This is a genomic window from Pseudomonas sp. PS01298, from assembly GCF_029959745.1.
Taxonomy (GTDB): Bacteria; Pseudomonadota; Gammaproteobacteria; order Pseudomonadales; family Pseudomonadaceae; genus Aquipseudomonas; species Aquipseudomonas aylmerensis.
In genome coordinates this window covers 1-24930 of record NZ_JASCPP010000028.1, presented here as the reverse complement: position 1 = coordinate 24930, position 24930 = coordinate 1, and the positions used below count along the sequence as shown (strand labels likewise).

Sequence of the window (24930 nt, the reverse complement as noted above, 5' to 3'; positions counted from 1 at the left end):
TCAGCTCTATCCCTGAGCCACACTTGGCCTTAAGCTGCGCGAGCCAACACGGCCGTTACCGCGTACGGAGACACTGCCCATGCGAATTTTATTGGTTGAAGACAACCGCGATATTCTGGCCAACCTGGCGGATTACCTGGGGCTGAAAGGCTATACCGTCGACTGCGCGCAGGACGGTCTGTCGGGCCTGCACCTGGCCGCCACCGAACATTACGACTTGATCGTGCTCGACATCATGCTGCCCGGCATTGATGGCTACACCTTGTGCAAACGCCTGCGCGAAGACGCGCGTCGCGACACGCCGGTGATCATGCTCACTGCCCGCGATCAGTTGGATGACCGGCTGCAGGGCTTCAAGTCCGGCGCCGATGACTACCTGCTCAAACCGTTTGCCCTGTCGGAATTGGCCGCGCGCATCGAAGCCGTGCTGCGCCGTGCCCAGGGTGGCGGTCGCCGTGCCCTGCAAGTGGGTGACCTGAGCTACGACCTCGACACCCTCGAAGTGACGCGCGAAGGGCGCCTGCTCAAGCTCAACCCGGTGGGCCTGAAACTGCTCGCGGTGCTGATGCAGAAGAGCCCGCATGTACTGCGCCGGGAGATCCTCGAAGAGGCGCTGTGGGGCGATGACTGCCCGGACAGCGACAGCCTGCGCAGCCACGTGCACCAGTTGCGCCAAGTGATCGATAAGCCGTTCGCCAAGCCGTTGCTGCAGACGGTGCATGGTGTGGGCTATCGCCTGGCCGAGGGCCGAGATGGAGTTTAAGCAAAGCCTTGCCCAGCGGATCATCATCGCCTTTGCCTTGATGAGCGCGTTGGTGGCGGGAGCCTTCGCCATGGGCATCGTCGCCACGGTGCACCTGGTAGAAGAGAAGTTGATTTCGGCAGGCCTCGGCGGTGACTTGCAACGTCTGTTGCTGATGGACACTGTCGAAGATTGGCGGCACCGACCCGAACCGGACCAGCTGTTTTACTTCAGCGGCGGGCCGGGCGATTTCGAATTGCCCAAGGACCTGCGGCATCTGGAACCGGGCTTTCATGAGGTGTTCCGCGAGGCGCTGTCGTACCACGCCATGGTCGAAGTGGTCGATGGCCGCCGCTATGTGTTGCTGCAGGATCAGAGCGATTTCGAAGAGCGTGAGCGCGTATTGTTTGCGGTGGTGCTGGTGGGCTTCGTGCTCAGCCTGGCGCTGGCGGTATTCCTCGGCTGGGTGCTGGCCCGCAAGGTGATGGCGCCGGTGGTGCGCCTGGCCCGCCAGGTGCGACATCGCGATCAGTTACTCGGTCTGGCGCCGCCGCTGGCGCCGGACTACGCGGCCGATGAAGTCGGTGAGTTGGCCGTGGCCTTCGATGCCACCTTGGGGCGTCTGCGCCAGGCGTTGTCCCGCGAGCAGTTGTTTACCAGCGATGTCAGTCACGAATTGCGCACGCCCTTGATGGTGCTGGCCAGTTCTTGCGAATTGTTGCTGGAAAACCCGGCCATCGATCAGCGCGGGCGCAATCAGGTTGAGCGCATCGCCCGGGCTTGTGAGGAAATGCGCGAACTGGTGCAGACCTTCCTGATGCTGGCCCGTGCCGAGCATGACGATGGCACCATGTCGCCGCAGGTCAGCCTGGAGCAGGTCGCCGACGACTTGCTCGGTATCTGGCGCGAACCCATCGAGCGCAAGGGCCTGGAGTTGATCTATCAGCGCGGCAACCCGCTGGACACGCGCTACAACGCCACCTTTCTGCATGCGGTGATGGGCAACCTGCTGCGCAATGCCTTGCACTACACTGAGCAGGGGTTCATCCGCCTGACCCTGGAGCCGAGTGGCTTCGTGGTCGAGGACACCGGCGTGGGCATCCCTGAAGACAAGCGCGAAGCCATGTTCGAGCCTTTTGTGCGCGGCAACGAAAAGCGCGGCGATGGCCTGGGCCTGGGTCTGTCGCTGGTCCAGCGCATCTGCGAGAACCAGGGCTGGAGCGTCAGCCTGAGTACCATGGAGCCGAATGGCTGCCGCTTTCATGTCGAATTGAGTCAGGTCAAACCCTGATCCCATCCCCTGCCGCTATCCTGCCGAAGTACGCCGTACTTCGGCGAAGGTGGCCCCATGCTATTGCTTGTGTCTGTAAAGTCTTGAAATGTATGAGATTGGACAGGACAAGTTTTTCACAACGGGTTGACCTGTTGATCACAGCTCGCTGCATAAGGTTGTAGGCATCAGCAACTGGAGATCCGTTGATGTCTACCCCGATCAAGCTCGAATTTTCCGAAAAGTACGACGATCAGCACGCCCACGAATATTTGCTCAAGCATCAGGACAATTTGGCTCGCCGGTTGTCCCACAAACGCGACGAGCAATTGGCCCGTGGCGCGCTGGCGATGGCCGGTGAGCCTGGCCTGGTGCTGGACCTGCCGTGCGGTGCCGGACGTTTCTGGCCGCTGCTGGCTGAAAAACCCAACCGCGTGATCATCGGTGCCGACAATTCGGCCTCGATGTTGAAGGTGGCGACGGTCGCCCAGCCGGCGGATGTGGTGAAACGGGTACGGCCCTTGCAGACCTCTGCTTTTGACATTGATTTGCCGGACAACTCGGTCGACAGCATTTTCTGTATGCGCCTGCTGCACCACATTGGTGAGCCGGCGCATCGACTGGCGATACTGCGGGAGTTTCAACGCGTTACCCGCGACAGCGTGATTATTTCGCTGTGGGTCGATGGCAATTTCAAAGCGTGGAAACGCAAGCGTCTCGAAGGACAGCGTCGCGAAAAAGGTGAGCAGGAAGGTTACCAAAACAGATTTGTGTTACCGGCTGCTACTGTTGAAGCAGAGTTTGAGCAGGCCGGTTTTCGTGTTCAGGAATCCCTGGACTTCATACCGCTCTACGCCATGTGGCGAGTGTATGTATTGCGCAAGAGGTAACAGGATGGCAGTTGAGTGCGTAGCAGGCAGTCATGTAGCGCCCGAAGAACGCTTCGATTATTTCTGGCGCCAGCAGGGCGAGTGGGTCGAGGAACCCAATCGTCGGCGTGGTGGTGAAAGTGGTGTGCAGCGAGTGACGAGTGCCAATGGCCGTTTGCTCTACAGCAAGCGCCAGACCGGACACATCTACCGCAGCTGGCTGCACCCCTTCGGACGCCCCACCGTGCTTCGCGAGCGGGATGCACTCAAGGGCCTGCGCATGCTGGATGTACGCGTGCCGGAAATGGTCTTTTGCGAAGCACGTCGCGACCCCGAGCACCGTTGGAAGGCATTGCTGGTCACGGCCGCCCTGGAGGGCTTCGACGAGATTGAAAACTGGTACGCCGCCGGTGGTCGCGAACAGTATGGCGAGTTGGTCCACGAGCGCCTGCTCAAGGAATTGGCTGGCACCCTGGCGCGTATGCACAAAGGGCGCTGGCAACACGGTTGCCTGTACATCAAGCACATTTTTGTACGCGTGACGGGTGAAGGCGACTCGGCCAATGTGGAAGTGGCACTGCTGGATTTCGAGAAATGCCGCCAGCGCCTGACCGCTTATCGCGCGGCTTCCCATGACATGCTGCAACTGCGCCGCCATTCGTCGTGGAACAGTACAGACTGGGAAAAACTCAGCTACTTTTATGAGACGGCGTTTGGCAGCGCTATCAAGGGTTTAACCAGATGAAGCTAGAAATAGCACGAGGTCTGTTCCTGGTTGGGGCGATGGGCGTTGCAGCCCTGGCCCTGGCAGCGTGGGAACAGCCTCGCACACAAGTACTCAGCGCGGTGCAAGGTGGCGGGCAATGCCTGTTGCCGCGCGTCGCCAAGGCGAGTGTGGCGGTCAAGCCTGATCATGAGTTGCTGTTGTTCATGTTTGGGATGTCTCAAGGGATGAGGCCGCAGAGTTGAAACGATTCAAACCCCCGAAACAGGGCCTTGCGATGCGAGGCCCTTTTTTTTGCTTCAAATCAGGTGCAGATGGTTATCCCAAAGCCCCGCCGGCAATTCCAGCGGTTTGGCAACCAGCTGTTTCTGCCGGCAATCGTAGAAACGGCAACGGCCCTGGCCTGAGGTGACGACAAACCCATCCGCCACCGCGCCGACCCCGGCGCAGTCGGGCAACGGCCCATCCAGGCGCAGCTCGGCGCTGTCCATGTCCCAGATGAAGAAGCGGTTGCCCCGTGGTGCGGTCAACGCCACCAGGCGCAATTCGCTGTGCACCGCGACACTGGCGGTGTAATGCCCCATCGCCTGCAACTGCTCATCGGCCACCGGGAACGCCACGAACGGCTGCCCCGGACGCTTGATCGCCAGCAGCTCGGAACGCTCCTGGGACGCGCCCATGAACTGCTGGCCGGTGAGGATCGTGCCATCGCTGGCGATCCCCATATGGCGCACGCTGTTCATCTGTTGGCCGAGGGTTTCCTTGCTGATCAGGCTGCCATCGCGGTGCATCAGCACCAGGCTTGGCTCCATCGCATTGAGGTTCATCTCCACGCGGCTTTCGGCTTCGGTACGAATGCCGCCGTTGGCCACCACCAGGGTCTCGCCGTCGGGCATCCACGACACCTGATGCGGGCCGATACCGTGCGTCGAGATTTCGCCGCTGTGCACCAGCCGCTCACCTTCGAACGCGTACACCCCGAGCAGGCCACGGCCCGGGTCGGAGGTGTCGTTCTCGGTGGCATACAGCCAGTCGCCGCTCTTGTGAATCACCGCGTGGCCATAGAAGTGGCGATTGGCATGCGAGGTGATGGTCTGCAGCAGCGTGCCATCACGCAGGTCGATCAGGTAGCTCTCGGTGCCCGGGCGACGGGCGACAAACAGTGCAATCGGCAGTGTCGGGTGGTTGATGATGTCGTGGCAGCGCTGGCCGACCTGGGTGGCAAATACCGGCTTGCCATCCAGCCGATAGCCCACGGCATAGTGGTTGCCGTCCGCATCATCGCGCGCCGACAGCAGCAGCGGGCCCTTGTCTTTCTGCTTGAACAGCGTCCAGCCACCCAGCGTGAGAGCACTGAGCAGCACGCTGCCAACCGCCAAAGCCTGTCGCCTGAGCATCATCAGTCACCGTCGTTGGCGTTAAAGCCCAGTTGGATGCCCAGCGCCTTGGCCAGTTCGCCTTCGTGCAGGCGGTGGACGACGTTGAGGCTGTCGTAGATATCGTTGAGCTGCTGGCGCCCGGCGTCATCGTTCAACAGTTCGTTGAGGCTGCGCTGGTTGCTGGCGAACAGTTTCAGCGAGGCCGCATAGGCGGCGTCGATCTTGTCGGCCAACGGCTTCTGTTCGGACGGCAGCAGGCCACGCAGGCCCTTGTTGTCGACGCCAACCCATACGGTCTGGGCGGCGGCGAGGCTGGCTTCGAGGCTTTGCAGGGACGACTGGCTGCGCCATGCATCGGCCTGGAACGGCTGCGGGATGCCCTTGGTCTGGCGGCCCATCGGCGTGCCGAGTTTTTTCTTCAGGGTGTCCAGGGCGGTCACCTGGACGCGCAGCAGATCGGCAATCGCTTCGTGGGAATCGGCGTAGCGCTGGTTGGGAAACTTGGTCATCTGCGCGAGCATGCCGTCGGTGCTGTTCCAACTGGCCAGGATCTCTTCGGCGAGGGCTTTCTGGCGTTCGCCAATGGCCACCAGCAGCGGGCAGTAGCGGGCTTTCTGGGCTTCGTCGGCCACGTCGGTCTTGGCGTCATAGAGGATGTATTCGTAAGCCGACAGGCCTTGCACCACGACACTGGACTTGGCCAGGGCGGCGGCGTCGATCTGCGGTTGGGCGATGACCAGTTGCTCGACCTGGCGACCCACCAGGTTCTTCTTGTCCGGCCAGAACTGGATCTGCCAGGCGCGGTTGCCTTCGGCCAGTGGGCCGATCAGCAGCGGTTGCAATTCGGCCCAGGCTTTTTGCGCATGGAGGAAGTCGGCGCGGGCGGTCTCCAGGCTTTCCTTGCCCTGGCAGTAGGCCAGGGCGCTGACGGCCAGTTGGCGGTCGGCTTCCACCCAGCGGCTGTAGGTCGGCAGGATCACTTGCTTGGCGATCGCCGCCGAGGTCACGGCTTGTGGGTCCTGGGGCGAGCAGGCGCCGAGGGCTAGGGCGGCCAGGCTGGTGAACAACAACTTGGGACGAAACATGTCGAGCTCCCTTCTGTAATTGGGGCGAAGCTTATAAAGAATTCAGGAACGCCAGCAACGCAGCGCGCTGCTCGGCATTGAAGGACAACACATGCTGCTGCGCCGCTTGCGCTTCACCGCCGTGCCACAGCACGGCCTCGAGCAGGTTGCGGGCGCGGCCGTCATGCAAGAACTGGGTGTGGCCACTGACGGTCTGCGTCAGGCCGATGCCCCACAACGGCGCGGTGCGCCAGTCGCGGCCACCGGCCTTGAATTCGGTGCGGTTGTCGGCCAGGCCTTCGCCCATGTCGTGCAACAGCAGGTCGCTGTAGGGGCGGATCACCTGGTTGGCCAACTCAGGTTCGGCCGCCGTGGCTGGCGTGGTGAATGATGGCTTGTGACAGCCCTGGCAGCCGGCCTGGTAGAACAGGTTTTTCCCGGCCAGCACCTGCGGCGTGTTGACGTCGCGGCGTGCCGGCACGGCAAGGTTGCGCGTGTAGAACAGCACCAGGCGCAGGATGTTGTCGCTGACTTCCTGCTCGCCATCGGCGCCATTGCCGTTGGGCGCCTGTTTGCAGGCGACTTGCGCGTCGGTGCAGTCATCAAAGGGTCTCAAAGACGTGGTGAGGCCCATATCACCAGAAAACGCGTGAACATTTTGTTGATTGAGGTTGGGTTGCCCGGCTTTCCAGCCAAAGCGCCCGAGTACGGTTTTTTGTTCGGCGTCGTCCCAGACCCAATTGGCGCGGCCGACGATGGCTTCTTTGTCGGCGGTCTTCGGGTCGGTGTTGCGCAGGATATCGGCGTCGGTGATGGCTTCGAGCAGGCCTAGGCCAATCATCGGCGGGGCGATGCGCGCGGAGAAAAGTGTGTCCGGATGCATCGGGCCATAGCCGAGCTGGGTGATCTGCAGGTCGGGTTTGCGCAACTCGACCACGCTGCCGTCCTTGAAGGTCACCTTGACCGGCGTGTAGTCGACGCGCACCTTGCCTTCCGGTGCGACACCCGGCACGGCCATGTCCTGCAGCTGCCCGCCATACACCGGCTCAGGCACCACGCCGACCTGCTCGATGAGCTTGGCGTAGGACGGCTGCTCCTGGATAGACAGGGGGATCGACAGGCGCACCAGCATCGACACCGCGTTGGCCGCGTCGGGCAGCGGCGGGTGGCCACGGCCGTCCTTGATATGGCAGTTCTGGCAGGCGTTGGTATTGAACAGCGGGCCCAGGCCATCGCGTGCGGTGGTGGTGGACGGCGCGATGACCCACGGGCTGCGAAAGAAGCTGTTGCCGACGCTGAAGTCCAGGCGGCGCGTGGGCGACAGGTTGGCCGATGGCAGGGAGAACGCGTTCTGGTCGCGCTTGTTCACCGTCGTCGCGCCGCCGGCACGCGCTTCACCAGGCTCTGCCTGGGTGAAACGTGGGGCGTCATCGCAGGCAGTCAGGCTTAAAGCCATCACTGCTGCGGACAGGCGAAAAAGCGAACCGAACATCAGGTTTCCTGAACGAAGGCTGAAAATATGGGCGCAAAGTCTAACAGGGCAGGGCTCAATGAATAAGAGCAATTATCGTTTGCTCGAATCCGATTCATTCCCGCTAGAATGACCGCACATTTTTTTCTGGAGGTGGCCAATGCAGGCTCTCGACGCTTTGCTCAACCGTGTTTCCGTGCCGCGTTTGCTGGAACCGGCACCGACCCAGGAGCAGCGTGATGTGCTGTTCGCCGCGGCCATGCGCGCGCCCGACCATGGTCAACTGCGCCCTTGGCGGTTCCTCACCGTAGAGGGTGCCGCCCGTGAGCAGATGGGCACTCTGCTGGCCGAAGCCGCGCGCCTGCAAGACCCCGACGCTGCGCAAGCGGTCATCGACAAGGCCCAGAACGGCCCGTTGCGCGCGCCGCTGGTGGTGGTGGTGATTGCCCGCCTGCAGGAACACTTCAAGGTGCCCAAGTCCGAACAGCTGCTCGCTGCCGCCTGCGCGGCCCACGGCATCTTGCTGGCGGCGTACGCACAGGGGATTGGCGCGGTATGGCGCACTGGCGAATTGTCCTACTCGGCCCACGTGGCCAAAGGCCTGGGGCTGACGGCGGAGGAGGAAGTGATTGGTTTCCTCTACCTGGGCACGCCGCAGAACCCGCCGCGTACGGCCGCTAAAGAAGACCTGACACAGTTTGTCAGCGCCTGGACCGGTCTCTGAATCACCGCCGACCTGCGCTCTGTGGGAGCTGGCTTGCCTGCGATAGCATCGACTCGGTTCTGTCAGGGAGACCGGCTTGCCCGCATCGCGGACAAGCCCGGCGCCCACATGACTCTCAGTGGTTTTGCCACCGAGTCAGACCTTGAACTGATCCATCAGCTTCATCTGCTGGCTGGCCAATGCATTGAGTTGGCTGCTGATCGCCGCCGACTCGGTGGCCTGGCCGGTGAGGGTTTCGGTCACGCCGCGAATCGCCGAGACGTTGCGATTGACCTCTTCGGCCACGGCGCTCTGTTGCTCGGCGGCGCTGGCGATCTGCAGGTTCATGTCGCTGATCACCGTCACGGCATCGCTGATCTTGCCCAGGGCTTGCACTGCCTGATGAATCTGCCCGGCATTGCTCTGGGCCTGGTGTTGGCTGGAGTGCATGGTCGCCACCACGCCGCGGGTGCCGCTCTGGATCCGTTCGATCACCAGGCGGATTTCCTCCACGGAGTCCTGGGTACGCTTGGCCAGGTTGCGCACTTCGTCGGCGACGACCGCAAAGCCGCGCCCGCTTTCGCCGGCCCGGGCCGCTTCGATAGCCGCATTGAGGGCCAGCAGGTTGGTCTGTTCGGCGATGCTGCGGATCACTTCCAGCACTGAACCGATCTGCTCGCTGTTGACGGCCAGGGCTTCGACTTCACCCACGGCCTTGCTGACTTCCTCGGCGAGGGTGGTGATGTCGCGGGTGCTCTGCTCGATGATCGACATGCCTTCACGCGCCGACTGATCGGCGCCGCGTGCCGCGCTTGCGGCATTCGATGCACTGTTGGCAACGTCATGGGCGGTGGCGCTCATCTCGTTGGAGGCCGTGGCGACCTGGTCGATTTCGCGAAATTGCACCTGCATGCCTTCGCTGGTCTGGCGCGCGATGGCCGAGGACTGGTCGGCGGTACCACGCGCCTCGGTGATGCTTTGCTTGATCTGCGCAATGGTCGGTTGCAACTTGTCGAGGAAGCGGTTGAACCAGTTCACCAATTCGCCCAGTTCATCGTGCTTGGCGTAGGCCAGCCGCTGGGTGAGGTCGCCGTCACCACTGGCAATGTCCTTGAGCATCGCGGCCACGCTGTTGATCGGCCGGGTCACACCGGTGGCCGTCAGCCAGATCAGCAGCAGGCCCAGCAAGCCGGCGGCGGCACCTACCAGCAGCGCCTTCAAGGTGCCGGAGGCCTGGGCCTCGTCGAGCAGCGCCTGCAGCTTCACGGTGTCGGCCAGCATCACGTCCTTGGGCAGCTTGATCACGACGCCCCAGGACTTGGCATCGGCAATCGGCTTGACCGGATAGACCGCGCGAATCGTGTCGTCCTGCGCGCGGATCATGCGGGTGTCACTGGCCAGCAGTTGCACGATTTCCTTGCCCTCGGCACCGAGGGTATCGATCAGGTTTTTCCCGACTTTGGCCGGTTCACCGCTGTAGGCCGCGATCAAGCCGCTGCTGGCGAGAATTTCCAGGTGCGCGGCACTGTTGAACAAGTCTTTCTGTGCCGCATCGGTGGCCGCTTGCAGGGCGGTGAGGGCGATGTCGATGCCGACCACGCCGATGACTTTGCCGTCCACCAGCAGTGGCAGGGAAAGGGTGGTCATCAGCACCGGTTTGCCGGCCACCGTATCTTCGTACGGGTCGAGCAGGCAAATACGGCGGGTATCGCGTGGGCAGGTGTACCAGATGTTGTAGGGCGTGCCGCTGAGGTTGAGGGTGGTCTTGGTCAGGTCGTCCTCGACCATGATGGTGTTCAAGCCTTCGCCACCGGCGCGGCTCCAGTAACTGGAGAAACGGCCTTTTTCGTTGGAGGCGCGTGCTTTGTCGTCGACGAATTCGCTGTCCTTGCCATCCAGCCCGTTGGGTTCGAACGACAGCCAGATACCCAGCACCTTGTCATTGCGTTCGAAGGCGGTTTTCAGGCTCTGGTTGAGTTCTTCGCGCAAGGCGCCGGGCGCGAGGTCGCGCTTGGCTGCCAGAGTGCGCAGGTCTTTGACCTGGTCGCCGAGGGCGACCACGGCGACCAGGCTGTCGCCGAAGGTTTTCTGCAATTGCACGGCTTGCTCGGCGGCCTTGGCCTGCAACAGTTGTTCGACACTGGCGGTGAGCATGTGCGAGCTGGAATCGCTGACCAACTGATCATTCTGAGCGGTGTTGTAGAGGTTGATGCTGACGACCAGCGCAATCACCCCCAACAGGCAAAGGCCGGACAACAGCACGATTTTCAGGCGGATGGAGAGGGTGTTGAACATAGGCTCACTCGCGAATGGACTTGTTGGAAGGCACGCAGTGCAGGCCAAGTCCATTCAGCGCTATGTCTGGAACATCGGCGTAACAAATCATTTCATGAGAAGCAGGCGATGAGCGGTAGGAAAACGGCTACAGCCAGTGTTACGCGGGCTCCGCAAGCCGTTCAGGGCGTGACCAGATCCACAGGTTACCCAGGCTCATGCCGGCAATGGCCAGGTAGATCGGCCAGCCATGATCGAGCATCACCAGCATCAGGATGGCGCACAGCAGCATGCTCACCGTGGCGCTGACCTTGGCCCGGCGCGCGATGATCTTGCCGTTGCGCCAGTTGAACAGGATCGGGCCGAACAGGCGGTGGTTTTCCAGCCAGGCGCTCAGGCGCGGCGAGCTTTTGGTCGCGGCCCACGCGGCCAGCAGGATGAACTCGGTGGTCGGCAAGCCCGGTATGACAATCGCCACCAATCCGATGCCCAGGCTGACGTAGGCCAGCAGGCCGAAAAGGATCTGTGCGATTTTCGAGGTGGATTGGGTTTTGCCGGTCATGGGAAGCAATTTGCAGAAGGAAAGGGTTGCTTACTCTGTAGGAACTGGCTTGCTGGCGATGGCGTCCGTGAAGTTGCTATCGCCGGCAAGCCTGTTCCTGCCGAGGGGGTTCGAGTCAGGCCAGTTCAGGGGCGCTAGCGTACGCCTGTTCCAACAACACGGTGAAGCGCACAAACGCGTCGATCGCACCTTTTTCCACTGCGGCTTCCTCTTCGGCGCTGAATTCCAGGCCGTCCAGGGTACGAGTAAAGCTTTTCCAGCCTTCGGCACGACCGCCGGCCGGCTCACCCAGGTGGCGTGCACCGAAGGTTTCGCTCAGTCCCAGGCCCACGGCGCGCTTGATCAGGAACGCAGCGCCCAGCTTGGAGCCTTCGGACACGAACAGCCAGCCCAGGGCTTCGGCCTTGCTCGGGTTCTTCACCGCACCGGCGACCGGCGCCGGTACGTCGGTGTCCAGGTCGCCCAGGTCCAGCTTGGCGGCTTCGGCGCGGCAGCGCTCGGCCAGGTCCGGCACGATCTTGATCAGTTCGGCATCGTTGTAGAGGCTCACCAGTTCCGACTGGAACAGGTACTGCGCGACCACGAAGCGGGCGAAGTTGGCTTGGGTTTCAAACGGGGCGTGTGCCTTGACCAGTGCGTCCAGCTTGGTGTGTGGCTCGTTGGTGATCTGGTTCAGGCGCTGGGAGCGCAGGCTCGGGCGTTCTGCGGTAGAGGAAGCGGTCATGAAAAAGTCCTTGAGAAGAGGAGCGCCTTGGTGCTCTGAAAGAGAGCTGTTATCAACTAGACGAACAAGAAGACGCGGCACAGTAAAAAATCCTCACCCCGGCGCTGAAAATCGACGAGGTGAGGGTGGGCGTTATCAGATGTCCCAGATCACGTTGATCGCAAAGTTGCGACCGGGCTGGGTCAGGCGGTCAAGGTTGGCGGGCGCGGTCACACCGGCTTCGCCGACGCCGTCGTAGCTGCGCACGTCATCCCAGTTCCAGTATTTCTTGTCGGTCAGGTTGTACAGGCCGCCGTTGATGGTCACGTCGTTGGTGACCTTGTAGAAGCCGGTCAGGTCGACGATGCCAAAGCCGGGCGTCTTGAAGGGCGCGCCAGTGCTGCCGTCGGGCGCATGGAAGGTGGTGCTGTCGACGCGATCCTGCTTCTTCACCAGGGTCCAGCTGACCAGCGCCCCGTATTGCTCTTGCTCATAGCCCAGGCCTAAGACGCCCTTGAGCGGGTTGACGCTGTTGAGCGGCTCGCCATTGTCGTCGTTGCGGCCATAGGTGTAGCCAACCGAGCCCTGGGTGTACAGGCCTTGCGGTGCGCCGAAGGCGTCCAGGTCCAGGCGCCCTTTGGCTTCGATCCCCTTGATGGTCGCGTGCTTGATATTGTTGGCTTCGAATTGCTGTGCGGTGCCGCCGGCGACGGAGGCGTCCTCGTCGATGAAGTCGCGGTATTTGTTGTAGAACACTGCGATATCAAACGAGCCGGAATCGAAGTTGCCGCGAATCCCGGTTTCCACGCCCTTGCTGCTTTCTGGCTTGAGATTCGGGTTGGGCTCGACGGTGTAGCCCTGCTGCAGGTTTTCAAAGCGGCCGTACAAGGCTTTGGCCGACGGGGTGCGGAAGCCTTCAGCGTATTGGCCGAACCAGGTGTACTGGTCGGTCAGCGCATAGGTCAGGCCGAATTTCGGCGTGACGCGGTGCCAGGTTTTCTCCTTGTCACTGTGGGCGTAGATCCGCGTCGGGTCGACGGTGTTGAGGAACTCATCAGTCAACTTGGGCTTGAGTTGGGTGTAGTCGTAGCGCACGGCGGGCAGGAAGGTCCACTTGTCCCAGGTGATCTGGTCCTGTGCGAACAGCGAATACGTGTTGATGGTCGGGTCCGGGAAATCACTGGCCTTCTTCACGCTGTCGCTGGCGATCGGGCTGGGGGCGCCGATGGCCGTGCAACCGCCGCCGACAGCCAGGCAGGTCGCGGCGCCTTCGCGGGAGCCGGTGACCTTCTGCTGCTTGAGGGTGGTGCCGTAGGTCACTTGGTGATCGGTTTCGCCGATGCTGAAAGCCTTGTCCAGCTGGGCATCGAAGACCCATTGCTTTTCTTCGTAGAGGGTCTCGCGGGTGCGCAGGACTCGGCGGGACGGCTGGTAGATCTCGGCGGTGGACTGGTCCGTCTTGGCGATCTGGTAGTTGAGGCTGGTCTTGATCTGATCGGCTATCGGTGAGTCCAGGGCGAAGCGGTTTTCGATGCCAAAACGCTCGCGGGTGATGGTGTCGTTGCCCGAACGAGCCCGGTAGAAATTGAAGCCGCGTCCGCCGGTGAACGGGCCGCCCACAGCATTCATGAGGTTGACGTCGCGATCGTCCTTGTACTTCTCGTACGTCAGGCCGAGGCGATTGTCATCACCATAGTTCCAGCCCAGCTTGGCCAGCACGTTGGTCGTGCGCGCGTCTTCCGGGTTGGCGCCGGTGCGGGCCAGGCCGGTGGCATTGTTGCCGTCGTAGGACTCCATCTCGTGGCCATTGCGCTGGCTCAGGTGCAGCAAACCGTCGACGTCCTGCACGCGGCCGGCGACGGTGCCGGAAGTCAGCCAGCTGTCGTCGGCGGAGCTGTAGCCGGTCTTCAGGCGGGCGCCGACGTCCTGGCCGGGCTTGATAATGTCATCGGGATCGAGGGTGAAGTAGCTCACCGCGCCACCAATCGCGCTGCTGCCGTACAGGGCCGAGGCCGGGCCGCGCAGGATCTCCACGCGCTTGACGATTTCGGGGTCGACGTAGTTGCGGCGGGTCTTGGCGTAGGGGCCGTTGAAGAAGTTGTCCGGCACTTCCACGCCGTCGACCTGGGTGAGGATGCGGTCGCCGTCGATGCCGCGAATGTTGTAGCCCGAATTGCTCGAGCGGCCACCGGCACCGCCCACCGAGACGTTGGGTTCGTAACGCACCAGTTCACGAATGGTATTCACGTTCTGGCGGTCCAGCTCTTCGCGTTCCTGCACGGTCACGGTGCTCGGCACGCTGCTGATGTTCTGCTCATTCCGGGTGGCGCTGATGGTGACCTGTTGCAGGTTGAGGGCGCCGCCCGCCGCGCGCTTTTCCAGCACGATGTTGTTGCTGCCCAGTTTGCGGTAGCTCAGGTTGGTCCCCACCAACAGCCGGTCCAGGGCTTTCTCCGCTGACAACGGGCCGCGCACGCCCGGGGACGACACACCCTGGCCGAGTTCTGCCGGCAGGCCGACTTGCCAGCCGGTCACCGCGGTGAAGGCGTTGAGCGCCGAGACCAGCGGCTGTTGCTCGATGCTGAAGGTGTAATTGCCGTGGCTGCGCTGCACCGGTTCAGCGGCGGTGGCCGCCATGACCGGCGTGCCGGCCAGCAGGATGGCCGCAGTCAGCAGGGACAGGACGGGCGAAGAGGGCCGGCGGTTGAAACGAGAGGACATCGAGAGCGCTCCGGAAGGTACGAATCTTATAGTTGCGAACCGAATCAAATAGGAATCAGTTGCATTGGCTAAGACGAGACGTACCGCCGGAGGCTATCGAGTAAAAATAATTCTCATTTAGTTGAGGATCACCAGCGCCGGGTATTCCGACAGTTTGGCCGAGGTGATGTGGGCCAGGGAGCGCACCACGTCCAGGGGCTGGTCGAGGCGGTAGTTGCCGGTGACGGCAACGCTGGCGAGCTTGTCGTTGGTGTTGACGATCCAGCCGGGGTAATAGCGACGCAACTCGGCGAGCACTTCGCTCATCGGGCAGTTTTCGAAAATCAGCCGGCCCTGCACCCAGGCCAGGTCTTTGTTGGCATCCAGCTTGGCCGGTGGACCGAAACCCTTGGGCCCGATGCGGATGCTTTCGCCGGCGCTCAAGCGCACGCGGGCATCGTCGAAGGTGTTGCTCAGGTCCACGTCGCCGCGCTGCACCTGCACCTGGGCTTCGCCGTTGAGGTAGCGCACGGCGAAAGCGGTATCACGCACGCTGGCGCGCACGGGGCCGGCGTCGATTTCCAGCGGCAGGCCATGGTTGGGCACGATTTCGAAGAACGCTTCGCCCTGATAGAGGCGGGCGATGCGCTGATGATCCTTGATGCTGCTGGAAAACGCCGAGTTGGTGTTGAGCAACACTTTCGAGCCGTCGTCCAGTTGCAGGCGCTGGCGTTCACCGACCACGGTGAGGTGGTCGGCCTGCAGGCGCACCGGCAGGTTGCTGAAGCTGAACAGGCCGATCAGCAGCACGGCGGCGGTGGCCAGTGGTTTCCAGTGCGGCCGGATACGACGCCAGGCACTGGGCTTGCGCGGCGCGGCGAGGGCGACGGCGGCGCTGTGCACGGGCGCGGCGCCCCAGGCGGCCTGGGCTTTGCCAAACGCATGAACATGCGCAGGGTCCTGCGCCAGCCACGCTTCAAATTCGGCTTGTTGCCCGGGCTGCGGGCACTGCAGGGCGATCAGCCAGTCGAGGGCTTGGTCCATAGCCATGTCTTGCAACACCTCATGAGCCAGCTCATGGGGGCGCAGTTTATTCGGGTCCGTCACGGTGTTCCTCGGGTCTTCGCCACGTTTTATTCAAATGTCCTACAGCCTTGGGTGACATTTCTGTCGGGTGAAGCTTAAGGCCGATCCAGCCTTTGGGCCACACCTACGCAGATGGCCATGATCAATTTCAGTTCCTTTTGTACGGTGCTCAAGGACACTTCCAATTGGTCGGCAATCTCCTGATAGCTGCAGCCGTGCAGGCGGCTGAGGATGAAAATCTGCTGTTGGCGGGCGCTCAGTTGACCGAGGCTGACACTCAGGTGCTCCAGCAGTTGCTCGGCCTGGGTCGCGTCTTCGGGGGTGCTGATGGGGGCGGCGACGCTTTGCAGGACGTCCAGCGGGACATCTTCCTGCAGCGTGCGCGCCTGGATCCGACGCGCGCGCAAGTGGTCGAGTGCGAGGTTGCGCGCGGTCTGGTAGACGAAAGGTTCAAGATGATCGATCGGCCGCTCGCTGAGGGCCCGGGTCACGCGCAGGTAGGTTTCCTGCAAGAGGTCCTCGGCGGTGCTGTGGTTATTCACCATCCGCTGCAACGTGCGAAGCAGAATCACCCGTTGGGTGAGGAAGACGTGGTTGAAGCGAGATTGGCTCACAGTGCTACCAGATCGATTTGCAGTTAATGATAATGCTTATCATCAACGCAAATGGCAAGTGGCACTTGGGTGTGTCGCCTGGATACCGGTGTGTGGGCTTGTGTGGGAGCCGGGCTTGCCCGCGATGCAGGCACCTCGGTTTTCCAGTTGCACCGAGGTGATGCTATCGCAGGCAAGCCAGCTCCCACACAAGCCAGCTCCCACATAAGCCAGCTATCACACAGGCGAGCTTCCATACAGGCGAGCTGCCAAACGGGTTATTCGGCGTTGCAGAGCGCCAGGCAGTTATCCAGCATACGGTTGGAGAAGCCCCACTCGTTGTCATACCAGGCCAGCACTTTCAGCAACTTGCCACTGACCTTGGTGTGGTTGGCGTCGAAAATCGACGACAGCGGGTTATGGTTGAAGTCGCTCGAAACCAGCGGCAGGGTGTTGTAGCCGAGGATTTTCGAGTGCTGGCTGGCTTCCTTGAGCAGTGCGTTGACCTCGTCGGCGGTGGCGTCTTTTTTCAGCGTCACGGTGAGATCGACCAGCGACACGTTGATCACCGGCACCCGCACGGCCATGCCGGTCAGCTTGCCCGCCAGTTCCGGCAGTACCAGGCCGACCGCTTCGGCGGCGCCGGTCTTGCTCGGGATCATGTTCTGGGTGGCCGAACGCGCGCGGTACGGGTCGGTGTGGTAGACGTCGGTCAGGTTCTGGTCGTTGGTGTAGGCGTGGATAGTGGTCATCAGGCCGCTCTCGATGCCCAGCTCGCGGTGCAGCACCTGGGCGACCGGCGCCAGGCAGTTGGTGGTGCAGGAGGCATTGGAGATGATCTGGTGGGATTGACGCAAAATGTCATGGTTTACCCCGTAGACCACGGTGGCGTCTGCGCCCTTGGCGGGGGCCGAAATGATCACCTTGCGCGCGCCGGCGGTAATATGGGCGGCAGCCTTGTCACGGTCGGTGAACAGGCCGGTGCATTCGAACACTACGTCGATCTTGTGTGCAGCCCACGGCAGGTCGGCGGGGTTGCGAATGGCACTGACGGCAATCCGGTCGCCATTGACGGTCAGGCTTTCCTGATCGTGGGCGACCTCTGCGTCGAAAGTGCCATGTACGGTGTCGTATTTGAGCAGGTGGGCATTGATCGAACTGTCGCCGAGATCGTTGATGGCGACGATCTGCAAATCCTGGCGGTAGCCTTGGGTATACAGTGCGCGCAGGACATTACGGCCGATACGGCCAAAACCATTGATTGCGATACGAAGAGTCATTGGAAAGTGCCTGTCGTCGATTTGTTGTAAGAATTACAAGATTATTCGCATAAAAATAGAAAACAAGCCTTTTTAGTGGCAATATTTTGTTCAATCTACAACGAGTGACCTGAATCAACTGGTCCGAGTGGTCAAGTAACACCCTGCCAACCTTTTCGCGGCGGGCGTTTGACCAGCATAGGAACGAGGGTCGCCACATCCGTTAGCCTGGAGTTCTATACATGCATCCCCGCGTTATTGAGGTCACCGAACGGCTTATCGCCCGCAGTCGTGCAACCCGCGAGGCTTACCTTGCACTCATTCGCGGCGCTGCCAGCGACGGCCCGATGCGCGGTAAGCTGCAATGCGCCAACTTTGCCCACGGCGTGGCCGGATGCGGCACTGAAGATAAAAATAGTCTGCGAATGATGAATGCCGCCAACGTGGCAATTGTTTCGTCATATAACGACATGCTCTCGGCGCACCAGCCGTACGAACATTTCCCCGAGCAAATCAAGAAAGCCCTGCGCGAAGTCGGCTCGGTCGGTCAGTTCGCCGGCGGCACCCCGGCCATGTGCGACGGCGTCACCCAGGGCGAACCCGGCATGGAGCTGAGCCTGCTCAGCCGCGAAGTCATCGCCATGTCCACGGCGGTAGCGCTGTCCCACAACATGTTCGATGCCGCGCTGATGCTGGGCATCTGCGACAAGATCGTCCCGGGCCTGATGATGGGCGCGCTGCGCTACGGCCACCTGCCGATGGTCTTCGTGCCGGGCGGCCCGATGCCGTCGGGCATCTCCAACAAGCAGAAGGCCGATGTGCGCCAGCGCTACGCCGAAGGCAAGGCCACCCGCGAGGAGCTGCTGGAATCGGAGATGAAGTCCTACCACAGCCCCGGTACCTGCACCTTCTACGGCACCGCCAACACCAACCAGTTGCTGATGGAAGTCATGGGCCTGCACCTGCCGGGCGCCTCGTTCGTCAACCCGTACACGCCGCTGCGTGACGCGCTGACCCGCGAAGCCGCGCACCAGGTCACGCGCCTGACCAAGGCCAACGGCAACTTCACGCCCATCGGCGAGATCGTCGACGAAAAATCCATCGTCAACTCCATCGTCGCACTGAACGCCACCGGCGGATCGACCAACCACACCCTGCACATGCCGGCCATCGCCATGTCGGCGGGCATCATCCTCACCTGGCAGGACATGGCCGACCTCTCCGAGGTGGTGCCGACCCTGTCCCACGTGTATCCGAACGGCAAGGCCGACATCAACCACTTCCAGGCGGCGGGCGGGATGTCGTTACTGATCCGCGAACTGCTCGAAGCCGGCTTGCTCCACGAAGACGTCAACACCGTGGCCGGCAAGGGCCTGAGCCGCTACACCCAGGAACCGTTCCTGGTCGACGGCGAGCTGATCTGGCGCGAAGGCCCCATCGAAAGCCTCGACGAAACCATCCTGCGCCCCGTGGCCCGTGCGTTCTCCCCGGAAGGCGGCTTGCGCGTGATGGAAGGCAACCTCGGCCGTGGCGTGATGAAAGTCTCGGCCGTGGCCCTTGAGCACCAGATCGTCGAAGCACCGGCGGTGGTGTTCCAGGACCAGCAGGACCTGGCCGATGCATTCAAGGCTGGCCAGCTGGAAAAAGACTTTGTCGCGGTGATGCGCTTCCAGGGCCCACGCTCCAACGGCATGCCGGAATTGCACAAGATGACGCCGTTCCTCGGCGTCTTGCAGGACCGTGGCTTCAAGGTCGCATTGGTGACAGACGGGCGCATGTCCGGCGCGTCGGGTAAGATCCCCGCCGCGATCCACGTGAACCCCGAAGCCCAGAGCGGCGGGCCACTGGCACGCGTGCGCGATGGCGATATCATTCGCGTGGATGGCGTGAAGGGCACCTTGGAGCTTAAGGTGGACGCCGAAGAATTTGCAGCGCGCGCGCCTGCCACGGGCCTGTTGGGCAACAACGTGGGGGCCGGTCGCGAGCTGTTTGCATTTATGCGCTTGGCCGCAAGCTCCGCAGAGCAGGGCGCCAGCGCCTTTACCTCTGCCTTGGAGACGCTTAAGTGAAGCTTGCGCTGGTCGGTGACATCGGGGGTACCAACGCCCGTTTTGCGTTGTGGCGGGATCAGGCTCTGCATTCGATCCGCGTGCATGCCACGGCGGATCACCAGAGTCCTGAGGACGCGATCAAGGCCTACCTCAAGGAAGAAGGCCTGGAAATCGGTGACATCGGTGCCGTCTGCCTGTCGGTTGCCGGGCCGGTGAGTGGCGATGAATTCAAATTCACCAACAACCACTGGCGCCTGAGCAAGACTGCGTTTTGCCAGGCGTTGCAGGTGGATGAGCTGCTGCTGGTGAATGACTTCACCGCCATGGCCCTGGGCATGACCCGCCTCAAGCCCGACGAATTCCGCGTGGTCTGCGAAGGCACGCCGGAACCGTTGCGCCCGGCGGTGGTGATCGGGCCGGGCACCGGCCTGGGCGTCGGCACGTTGCTGGACCTCGGTGCCGGTCGTTACGCGGCATTGCCGGGGGAGGGTGGACACGTTGACCTGCCCCTGAGCAGTCCGCGTGAAACCCAGCTGTGGCAGCACATCTACACTGAGATCGGCCACGTCAGCGCCGAGACGGCGTTGAGCGGGGGCGGTTTGCCGCGTGTCTACCGCGCCATCTGTGCGGTCGACGGGCATACCCCGGTGCTGGATACCCCAGAAGCCATTACGGCGGCGGGCCTGGCGGGCGATCCAGTGGCGATGGAAGTGTTGAACCAGTTCAGTATCTGGCTGGGCCGCGTCGCCGGTAACAACGTGCTGACCACCGGTGGACGCGGTGGTGTGTATATCGTGGGTGGGGTGATTCCACGGTTTGCCGACTTCTTCATCAACAGTGGTTTTGCCAAGAGTTTCAGCGACAAGGGCTGCATGAGCGACTACTTCAAAGGCATCCCTGTGTGGCTGGTGACCGCGCCGTATTCCGGGTTGACTGGGGCTGGAGTCGCATTGGAACAGGCTTTTGCGTAGGCGCTGATGGCCCCTTCGCGAGCGAGCCCGCTCCCACTTTGACCGAGTTCCAACGTTGGAATGCCGGCAAATGTGGCAGCGGGCTTGCTCGCGAAGGGGGCCTCAAGGGCAACAAATGACATAAGCTTGGCCATAACAACAAGGAGGACCCCGTGAGCGTAATCAGTAAATCGATTCTCCTCGTCGATGACGACCAGGAAATCCGCGAATTGCTGCAAACCTACCTCAGTCGCGCCGGTTTCCAGGTGCGTGGCGTGCCGGATGGCGCCGGGTTCCGCCAGGCGATGAACGAGGCGCCCTGCGACCTGGTCATCCTTGATGTGATGTTGCCGGACGAAGACGGTTTCAGCCTTTGCCGCTGGATCCGCCAGCACCCGCGCCAGGCGCAGGTGCCGATCATCATGCTCACCGCCAGTTCCGACGAAGCCGACCGCGTGATCGGCCTGGAGCTGGGCGCCGACGACTACATCGGCAAACCCTTCAGCCCCCGCGAGCTGCAGGCGCGGATCAAGGCGCTGTTGCGGCGCTGCCAATTCGGCCAGGAGCGCAGCGGCAATGGCGACGTGCTGGTGTTCGATGAATGGCGCCTGGACATGATCAGCCACCGGCTGTTCCACGTTGACGGTGAAGAGGTGATCCTGTCCGGTGCCGACTTCGCACTGCTCAAGTTGTTTCTCGACCATCCCCAACAGATCCTCGACCGCGACACCATCGGCAATGCCACCCGTGGCCGTGACCTGATGCCGCTGGACCGGATTGTCGACATGGCCGTCAGCCGCCTGCGCCAACGCCTGCGCGACACCGAAAAACCTCCGAGGCTGATCCGCACCGTGCGCGGCAGCGGTTATCAACTGGCAGCCAGCGTGGTTGCCGGCAATGCCCACTGAACACCTGATCGAGCGCCGACGCCGCTTCCCGGTGCCGCGCTCGCTGCTGGGGCGCATGCTGCTGCTGACGTTGCTGGCGGTGCTGTTCGCCCAAGCGCTGTCCAGCGTGATCTGGGTCTCGCAATTGCGTGCCACCCAGCTCGAAGGCCTGGTCACCAGTGCCCGCAGCCTGGCGCATTCGATGACCGCCAGCGTGAGTTATTTCCGTTCATTGCCGGTGGCCTACCGGCCGTTGGTCCTCGACCAATTGCGCAGCATGGGCGGCACGCGTTTCGTGGTGACCCTCAATGACCGTCCGCTGGACATGGCGATACTGCCGCAGACCCCGCGCAAGCAGGCGGTACTGCAAGCGGTGGATGAGGTGCTGCGCCAGACTTTGGGCGCCGACGTGCATATCTCGGTGGAGTTTGTCAGCGCCGAAGACCTGCGCATTTTCAATGCCGGCCTGAAGCTCGATGAACTGCCGCGCTCCTGGGCGCATTACGCGTTGACCCTGGAGCCGGTAAACCCGCCGGTGCTGGTCACACAGATTCAACTGGCCCCCGGCGAGTGGTTGTACATCGCCTCCTTGTTGCCCGAACCCTACACCAGCCTCGAAGAGCAAGGCCTGCCCTCGCAGCAGGTGTGGTTTATCGTGCTGACCAGCGGTTTTCTGCTGCTGTTCATCGGCCTGCTGGTGCACTGGCAGAGCCGGCCGCTCAAGCGCCTGGCGCGGGCCGCGCGGGATATGTCGCTGGGCGCGGACGTGGAGCCGGTGGCCGAAGGCGGCGGCAGTGAAGTGGTGGAAGTGGGGCGCGCGTTCAATGCAATGCGTGAGCGCATCAGCCGATACCTGACCGAACGCAGCCAGCTGTTCAGTGCGATTTCCCACGACTTGCGCACCCCCATTACCCGCTTGCGCCTGCGTGTGGAACTGCTGGAAGACGAGAACCTGCAAACCAAATTCGGCCGCGACCTGGATGAGCTGGAGTTGCTGGTGAAGGGCGCGCTGCAATGTGTGAAAGACACGGATATCCACGAAAACATCGAGCCGGTGGACCTGAACCACGTGCTCGACTGCCTGGTGGAACCGTACCTGGCGCCCAACGGCAACGGCCGGGTCACCCAGCATGGGCGCGCGCTGACGACTTATCCGGGCAAGCCGCTGGCGCTCAAGCGCTGCATCGGCAACCTGATCGACAACGCGTTGAAGTATGGGCAGAACGCCCACTTGCATATCGAGGACGACGGCGCGGAGTTCATCCTGCACGTCGACGATGAAGGCCCCGGCGTGCCGGAACAGCGCCTGGAGCAAGTCTTCGAACCGCACTTCAGGCTCGCTGGGCAGCAGCAGGGTTACGGCCTGGGGTTGGGCATTGCGCGCAACATTGCGCATAGCCATGGTGGTGAAGTGAGTCTGCAGAATTTGCGCGAAGGCGGGTTGCGGGTGACCTTGCAGCTGCCGCGAACCCTGGATTGAACACGATTCCTTTGTAGGAATCCGGTTTGTCGAATCCTGGCGGCCGTTAGATCGCCATCGCCGGCAAGCCGGGCTCCTACAGAGGGGGTCAGATGCTTTGGCGCAACCGGGCCAGGTCTCTCAGCGGCGGAGCACCGAATAACCGGCTGTATTCGCGGCTGAACTGCGACGGGCTTTCATACCCCACGCGATACCCCGCCGCCGAGGCTTCCAGGCCTTCGGCGATCATCAATCTGCGTGCTTCCTGCAGGCGCAGTTGCTTCTGGTACTGCAACGGGCTCATCGCCGTGATCGCCTTGAAACGGTGGTGCAGCGTCGAGACGCTTAGGTTCACTTCCTTGGCCAGGTCATCGATGCGCAGCGGTTGCTCGTAGTTGCCGTTCAGCCACGTGATCGCCTGGCTGACGCGATGGCTCTGACTGTTGGCCACGGCAATTTCGTACAGGCGATAGCCCTGCGGCCCACGCAGCAATCGGTACAGAATTTCGCGATTGATCAACGGCGCGAGCATCGCGATGTCCTTCGGCGTGTCCAGTAGACGCGCCAGGCGCAACACGGCATCCAGCAGTTGCGTGTCGATACGGTCGACGTACATCCCACGGGATGTCGGCCGCGAAGGCACGCCCATCGGGCCCGCCTCGGCAATCAGCGCGGTGAGCTGCGCCGGGTCGATATTGATGCGCACCGACAGGTTGGGGTCTTCCGGGGTGGCTTCGATGATCCGGCCGGCCACCGGCATCGCGACCGAGAACACCAGGTAGTTGAGCGGGTCGTAGGCGAAGATTTCATCGGCCAGGCGTACTTCCTTGCTACCACTGGCAAGGATGCACAGCGCCGGTTCCACCAGCACCGGCGTGAAGTCGCGCGGTGTGTTGTGGCGGTTCAGGTACAGCGAGGTGATCGACGTGCCGTAGGAGCCGTCCTCCCAGGTATGGCGGTGGACGATGCTGGCCAACTCCGCGCGTTGTTTTTCCATCTCGGCATCGAGGGGCATGGGCTGATGTTCGGGCGACGACATGAGGCGTCCTCTGCATGCTTTTTTGATGGGCTCAGCTTAGCGGTGGCCTTTGAATAAGTGTTACGTCGATTCTGCACAATCCTTGCCTGATCCTGCGACACATCGTGAATCAGGCAAGCAGCGGGGCTGTCATCTCAATGAAACAAGGCGCTCACCCGTGGAATAAACCCGCCAGCCAAACGTCCTGTCTACGCTTCTCGCAGGATTGTGCAATAAGCCTGCAGGAATTGACTAACCGCGCCCACACTCGCGCCGTTATCTTTGATCCTGTGGCAACACGCCCTCACAGTGCTTGCCGAGCATCACTTCTCAACGGGAGAGTCGAACATGTCCACCCCCATTCCCGCGAGCCATATGGCCTTTATCCGTGCCCGTACCGGGTGCAGCACCGAACTCGGTGCACGCTTGAGCAGTTTGATCGAACCGGGCCGTCAGGCTCAGGGTTGCCTGCAATTCTCGTTGCAGCATTCCCAGGTCGATCCCGATGTGTGGTTGATCTCCGGTTTCTGGAGCAGCGAGCAGGCGATGAGCGCCTACTTCAACTCTGCGGCGCTGGTGATCTTTACCGAGCTGTTGAACGACATGGTGGTCCGCAGCATGGACTTCCAGACCTTCACCGACGCTTCTGCCGCCAACGCCTACGGCGAGTACCTGCAACTCGCCGGTTAAACGTCCCGTGCCTGACGGCAACAGCACTCCTCAAGAAGTATCGTATTGGCGAGGCACTGCACTGGTTTAGAATGGCCAACTTTCCATTGGCCAGGACCTGCAACATGGCACGTAGACAATTTGCCCATCACGAAGCCGTTTCCGCCGTAGTACCGGGCGAAGGGGGCTACAGCGCCGCCGTCGCCGTCAAGGCACTGGATGGCATGGGCGCACCGCAGTTTCACAAGATCCTGGATGGACAGAAGTTCAAGACCGCCTCTGACGCCGACGATGCAGCGACGCTGCAACTGGAATGCCTGGTCGATGTGGACGAAGACGGTCAACTGAGCTGGGCCTCTGCTGCCAACTGACTCAAGCACGCTGCTGATCCACATGTGGGAGCGGGCTTGTGTGGGAGCTGGGCTTGCCCGCGATGCTGGCACCTCGGTTTTCCAGTTGTATCGAGGTGCTGCTATCGCAGGCAAGCCAGCTCCCAC

General features: G+C 62.1%; 23 protein-coding genes. 12 read left to right on the top strand and 11 right to left on the bottom strand.

Going from position 1 to position 24930, the window contains the following annotated elements; all coding sequences use genetic code 11:
* Positions 1 to 79: 79 nt before the first annotated feature.
* The 5 genes from colR (at position 80) to QMX97_RS12580 (ending at position 3850) form a co-directional block, all read left to right on the top strand.
* Complete coding sequence (gene colR / locus QMX97_RS12600; RefSeq protein ID WP_003175870.1) at positions 80 to 763, top strand: two-component system response regulator ColR; 684 nt, start codon at positions 80 to 82, stop codon at positions 761 to 763.
* Positions 753 to 2033, top strand: coding sequence for a HAMP domain-containing sensor histidine kinase (locus tag QMX97_RS12595; protein ID WP_065908733.1), 1281 nt, complete (start codon positions 753 to 755; stop codon positions 2031 to 2033). Before colR ends, QMX97_RS12595 begins: the two co-directional genes overlap by 11 nt.
* Positions 2034 to 2221: 188 nt before the next feature.
* Entirely contained in the window at positions 2222 to 2902 is a 681-nt protein-coding gene (locus QMX97_RS12590) for a class I SAM-dependent methyltransferase (protein ID WP_282397032.1), read from the top strand.
* A gap of 4 nt (positions 2903 to 2906) precedes the next feature.
* Positions 2907 to 3626 (top strand): lipopolysaccharide kinase InaA family protein, encoded by a 720-nt coding sequence (locus QMX97_RS12585; RefSeq protein ID WP_282397031.1) that lies wholly within the window; start codon positions 2907 to 2909, stop codon positions 3624 to 3626.
* Positions 3623 to 3850: a hypothetical protein gene (locus QMX97_RS12580; RefSeq protein ID WP_065908738.1), complete on the top strand. Its 228-nt coding sequence runs from the start codon at positions 3623 to 3625 to the stop codon at positions 3848 to 3850. Before QMX97_RS12585 ends, QMX97_RS12580 begins: the two co-directional genes overlap by 4 nt.
* Positions 3851 to 3904: 54 nt before the next feature.
* Here the strand turns inward: QMX97_RS12580 and QMX97_RS12575 are convergent, their stop codons facing one another.
* Genes QMX97_RS12575 through QMX97_RS12565 form a run of 3 tightly spaced genes read right to left on the bottom strand, consistent with a single transcriptional unit; the run spans position 3905 to position 7540 of the window.
* Positions 3905 to 5002 carry a DUF1513 domain-containing protein gene (locus QMX97_RS12575; protein ID WP_282397035.1) on the bottom strand — a complete coding sequence of 366 codons (1098 nt, stop codon included), beginning with the start codon at positions 5000 to 5002 and terminating at the stop codon, positions 3905 to 3907.
* A gap of 2 nt (positions 5003 to 5004) precedes the next feature.
* Complete coding sequence (locus tag QMX97_RS12570; protein WP_065908742.1) at positions 5005 to 6069, bottom strand: imelysin family protein; 1065 nt, start codon at positions 6067 to 6069, stop codon at positions 5005 to 5007.
* Between the two features lie 31 nt (positions 6070 to 6100).
* On the bottom strand, positions 6101 to 7540 hold the full coding sequence (locus tag QMX97_RS12565; protein WP_282397030.1) for a di-heme oxidoredictase family protein: 1440 nt from the start codon (positions 7538 to 7540) through the stop codon (positions 6101 to 6103).
* A gap of 139 nt (positions 7541 to 7679) precedes the next feature.
* On the opposite strand from QMX97_RS12565, the gene QMX97_RS12560 reads away from it, so the two are divergent.
* Positions 7680 to 8243 (top strand): NAD(P)H nitroreductase, encoded by a 564-nt coding sequence (locus tag QMX97_RS12560; protein WP_201145812.1) that lies wholly within the window; start codon positions 7680 to 7682, stop codon positions 8241 to 8243.
* A gap of 135 nt (positions 8244 to 8378) precedes the next feature.
* On the opposite strand, the gene QMX97_RS12555 is transcribed toward QMX97_RS12560, so the two are convergent.
* From QMX97_RS12555 to gap, 7 genes are all read right to left on the bottom strand, one after another.
* Positions 8379 to 10517 carry a methyl-accepting chemotaxis protein gene (locus tag QMX97_RS12555; protein ID WP_282397029.1) on the bottom strand — a complete coding sequence of 713 codons (2139 nt, stop codon included), beginning with the start codon at positions 10515 to 10517 and terminating at the stop codon, positions 8379 to 8381.
* A 139-nt stretch (positions 10518 to 10656) separates the two neighbouring features.
* Positions 10657 to 11058 carry a YbaN family protein gene (locus QMX97_RS12550; RefSeq protein ID WP_065908749.1) on the bottom strand — a complete coding sequence of 134 codons (402 nt, stop codon included), beginning with the start codon at positions 11056 to 11058 and terminating at the stop codon, positions 10657 to 10659.
* A 115-nt stretch (positions 11059 to 11173) separates the two neighbouring features.
* Positions 11174 to 11782 carry a biliverdin-producing heme oxygenase gene (locus QMX97_RS12545; RefSeq protein ID WP_065908750.1) on the bottom strand — a complete coding sequence of 203 codons (609 nt, stop codon included), beginning with the start codon at positions 11780 to 11782 and terminating at the stop codon, positions 11174 to 11176.
* Positions 11783 to 11917: 135 nt separating this feature from the next.
* Complete coding sequence (locus QMX97_RS12540; RefSeq protein WP_282397028.1) at positions 11918 to 14482, bottom strand: TonB-dependent receptor; 2565 nt, start codon at positions 14480 to 14482, stop codon at positions 11918 to 11920.
* Positions 14483 to 14599: 117 nt separating this feature from the next.
* The gene (locus QMX97_RS12535; RefSeq protein ID WP_065908754.1) at positions 14600 to 15568 is read right to left on the bottom strand and encodes a FecR domain-containing protein; all 969 of its coding nucleotides are present in this window, start codon (positions 15566 to 15568) and stop codon (positions 14600 to 14602) included.
* Positions 15569 to 15642: 74 nt separating this feature from the next.
* On the bottom strand, positions 15643 to 16161 hold the full coding sequence (locus QMX97_RS12530) for a sigma-70 family RNA polymerase sigma factor (protein ID WP_065908756.1): 519 nt from the start codon (positions 16159 to 16161) through the stop codon (positions 15643 to 15645).
* Between the two features lie 257 nt (positions 16162 to 16418).
* Positions 16419 to 17420, bottom strand: a complete 1002-nt coding sequence (gap, locus tag QMX97_RS12525) for a type I glyceraldehyde-3-phosphate dehydrogenase (RefSeq protein ID WP_106802722.1) — start codon at positions 17418 to 17420, stop codon at positions 16419 to 16421.
* A 221-nt stretch (positions 17421 to 17641) separates the two neighbouring features.
* On the opposite strand from gap, the gene edd reads away from it, so the two are divergent.
* From edd to QMX97_RS12505, 4 genes are all read left to right on the top strand, one after another.
* Entirely contained in the window at positions 17642 to 19468 is a 1827-nt protein-coding gene (gene edd / locus QMX97_RS12520) for a phosphogluconate dehydratase (protein WP_282397027.1), read from the top strand.
* Entirely contained in the window at positions 19465 to 20421 is a 957-nt protein-coding gene (locus tag QMX97_RS12515) for a glucokinase (RefSeq protein WP_065908761.1), read from the top strand. The genes edd and QMX97_RS12515 overlap by 4 nt, the downstream gene beginning before the upstream one ends.
* 152 nt (positions 20422 to 20573) lie before the next feature.
* On the top strand, positions 20574 to 21308 hold the full coding sequence (locus QMX97_RS12510) for a response regulator transcription factor (protein WP_024077192.1): 735 nt from the start codon (positions 20574 to 20576) through the stop codon (positions 21306 to 21308).
* Positions 21298 to 22767: an ATP-binding protein gene (locus QMX97_RS12505; RefSeq protein ID WP_065908763.1), complete on the top strand. Its 1470-nt coding sequence runs from the start codon at positions 21298 to 21300 to the stop codon at positions 22765 to 22767. The genes QMX97_RS12510 and QMX97_RS12505 overlap by 11 nt, the downstream gene beginning before the upstream one ends.
* 88 nt (positions 22768 to 22855) lie before the next feature.
* Here the strand turns inward: QMX97_RS12505 and QMX97_RS12500 are convergent, their stop codons facing one another.
* Positions 22856 to 23785, bottom strand: coding sequence for an AraC family transcriptional regulator (locus QMX97_RS12500; RefSeq protein ID WP_282397026.1), 930 nt, complete (start codon positions 23783 to 23785; stop codon positions 22856 to 22858).
* A 327-nt stretch (positions 23786 to 24112) separates the two neighbouring features.
* Between QMX97_RS12500 and QMX97_RS12495 the strand changes: the two genes are divergently transcribed.
* Together QMX97_RS12495 and QMX97_RS12490 are read left to right on the top strand one after the other, a co-directional pair.
* Positions 24113 to 24454 carry an antibiotic biosynthesis monooxygenase family protein gene (locus QMX97_RS12495; protein WP_213553331.1) on the top strand — a complete coding sequence of 114 codons (342 nt, stop codon included), beginning with the start codon at positions 24113 to 24115 and terminating at the stop codon, positions 24452 to 24454.
* A 71-nt stretch (positions 24455 to 24525) separates the two neighbouring features.
* On the top strand, positions 24526 to 24804 hold the full coding sequence (locus tag QMX97_RS12490) for a hypothetical protein (RefSeq protein WP_083221491.1): 279 nt from the start codon (positions 24526 to 24528) through the stop codon (positions 24802 to 24804).
* Positions 24805 to 24930 lie beyond the last annotated feature (126 nt).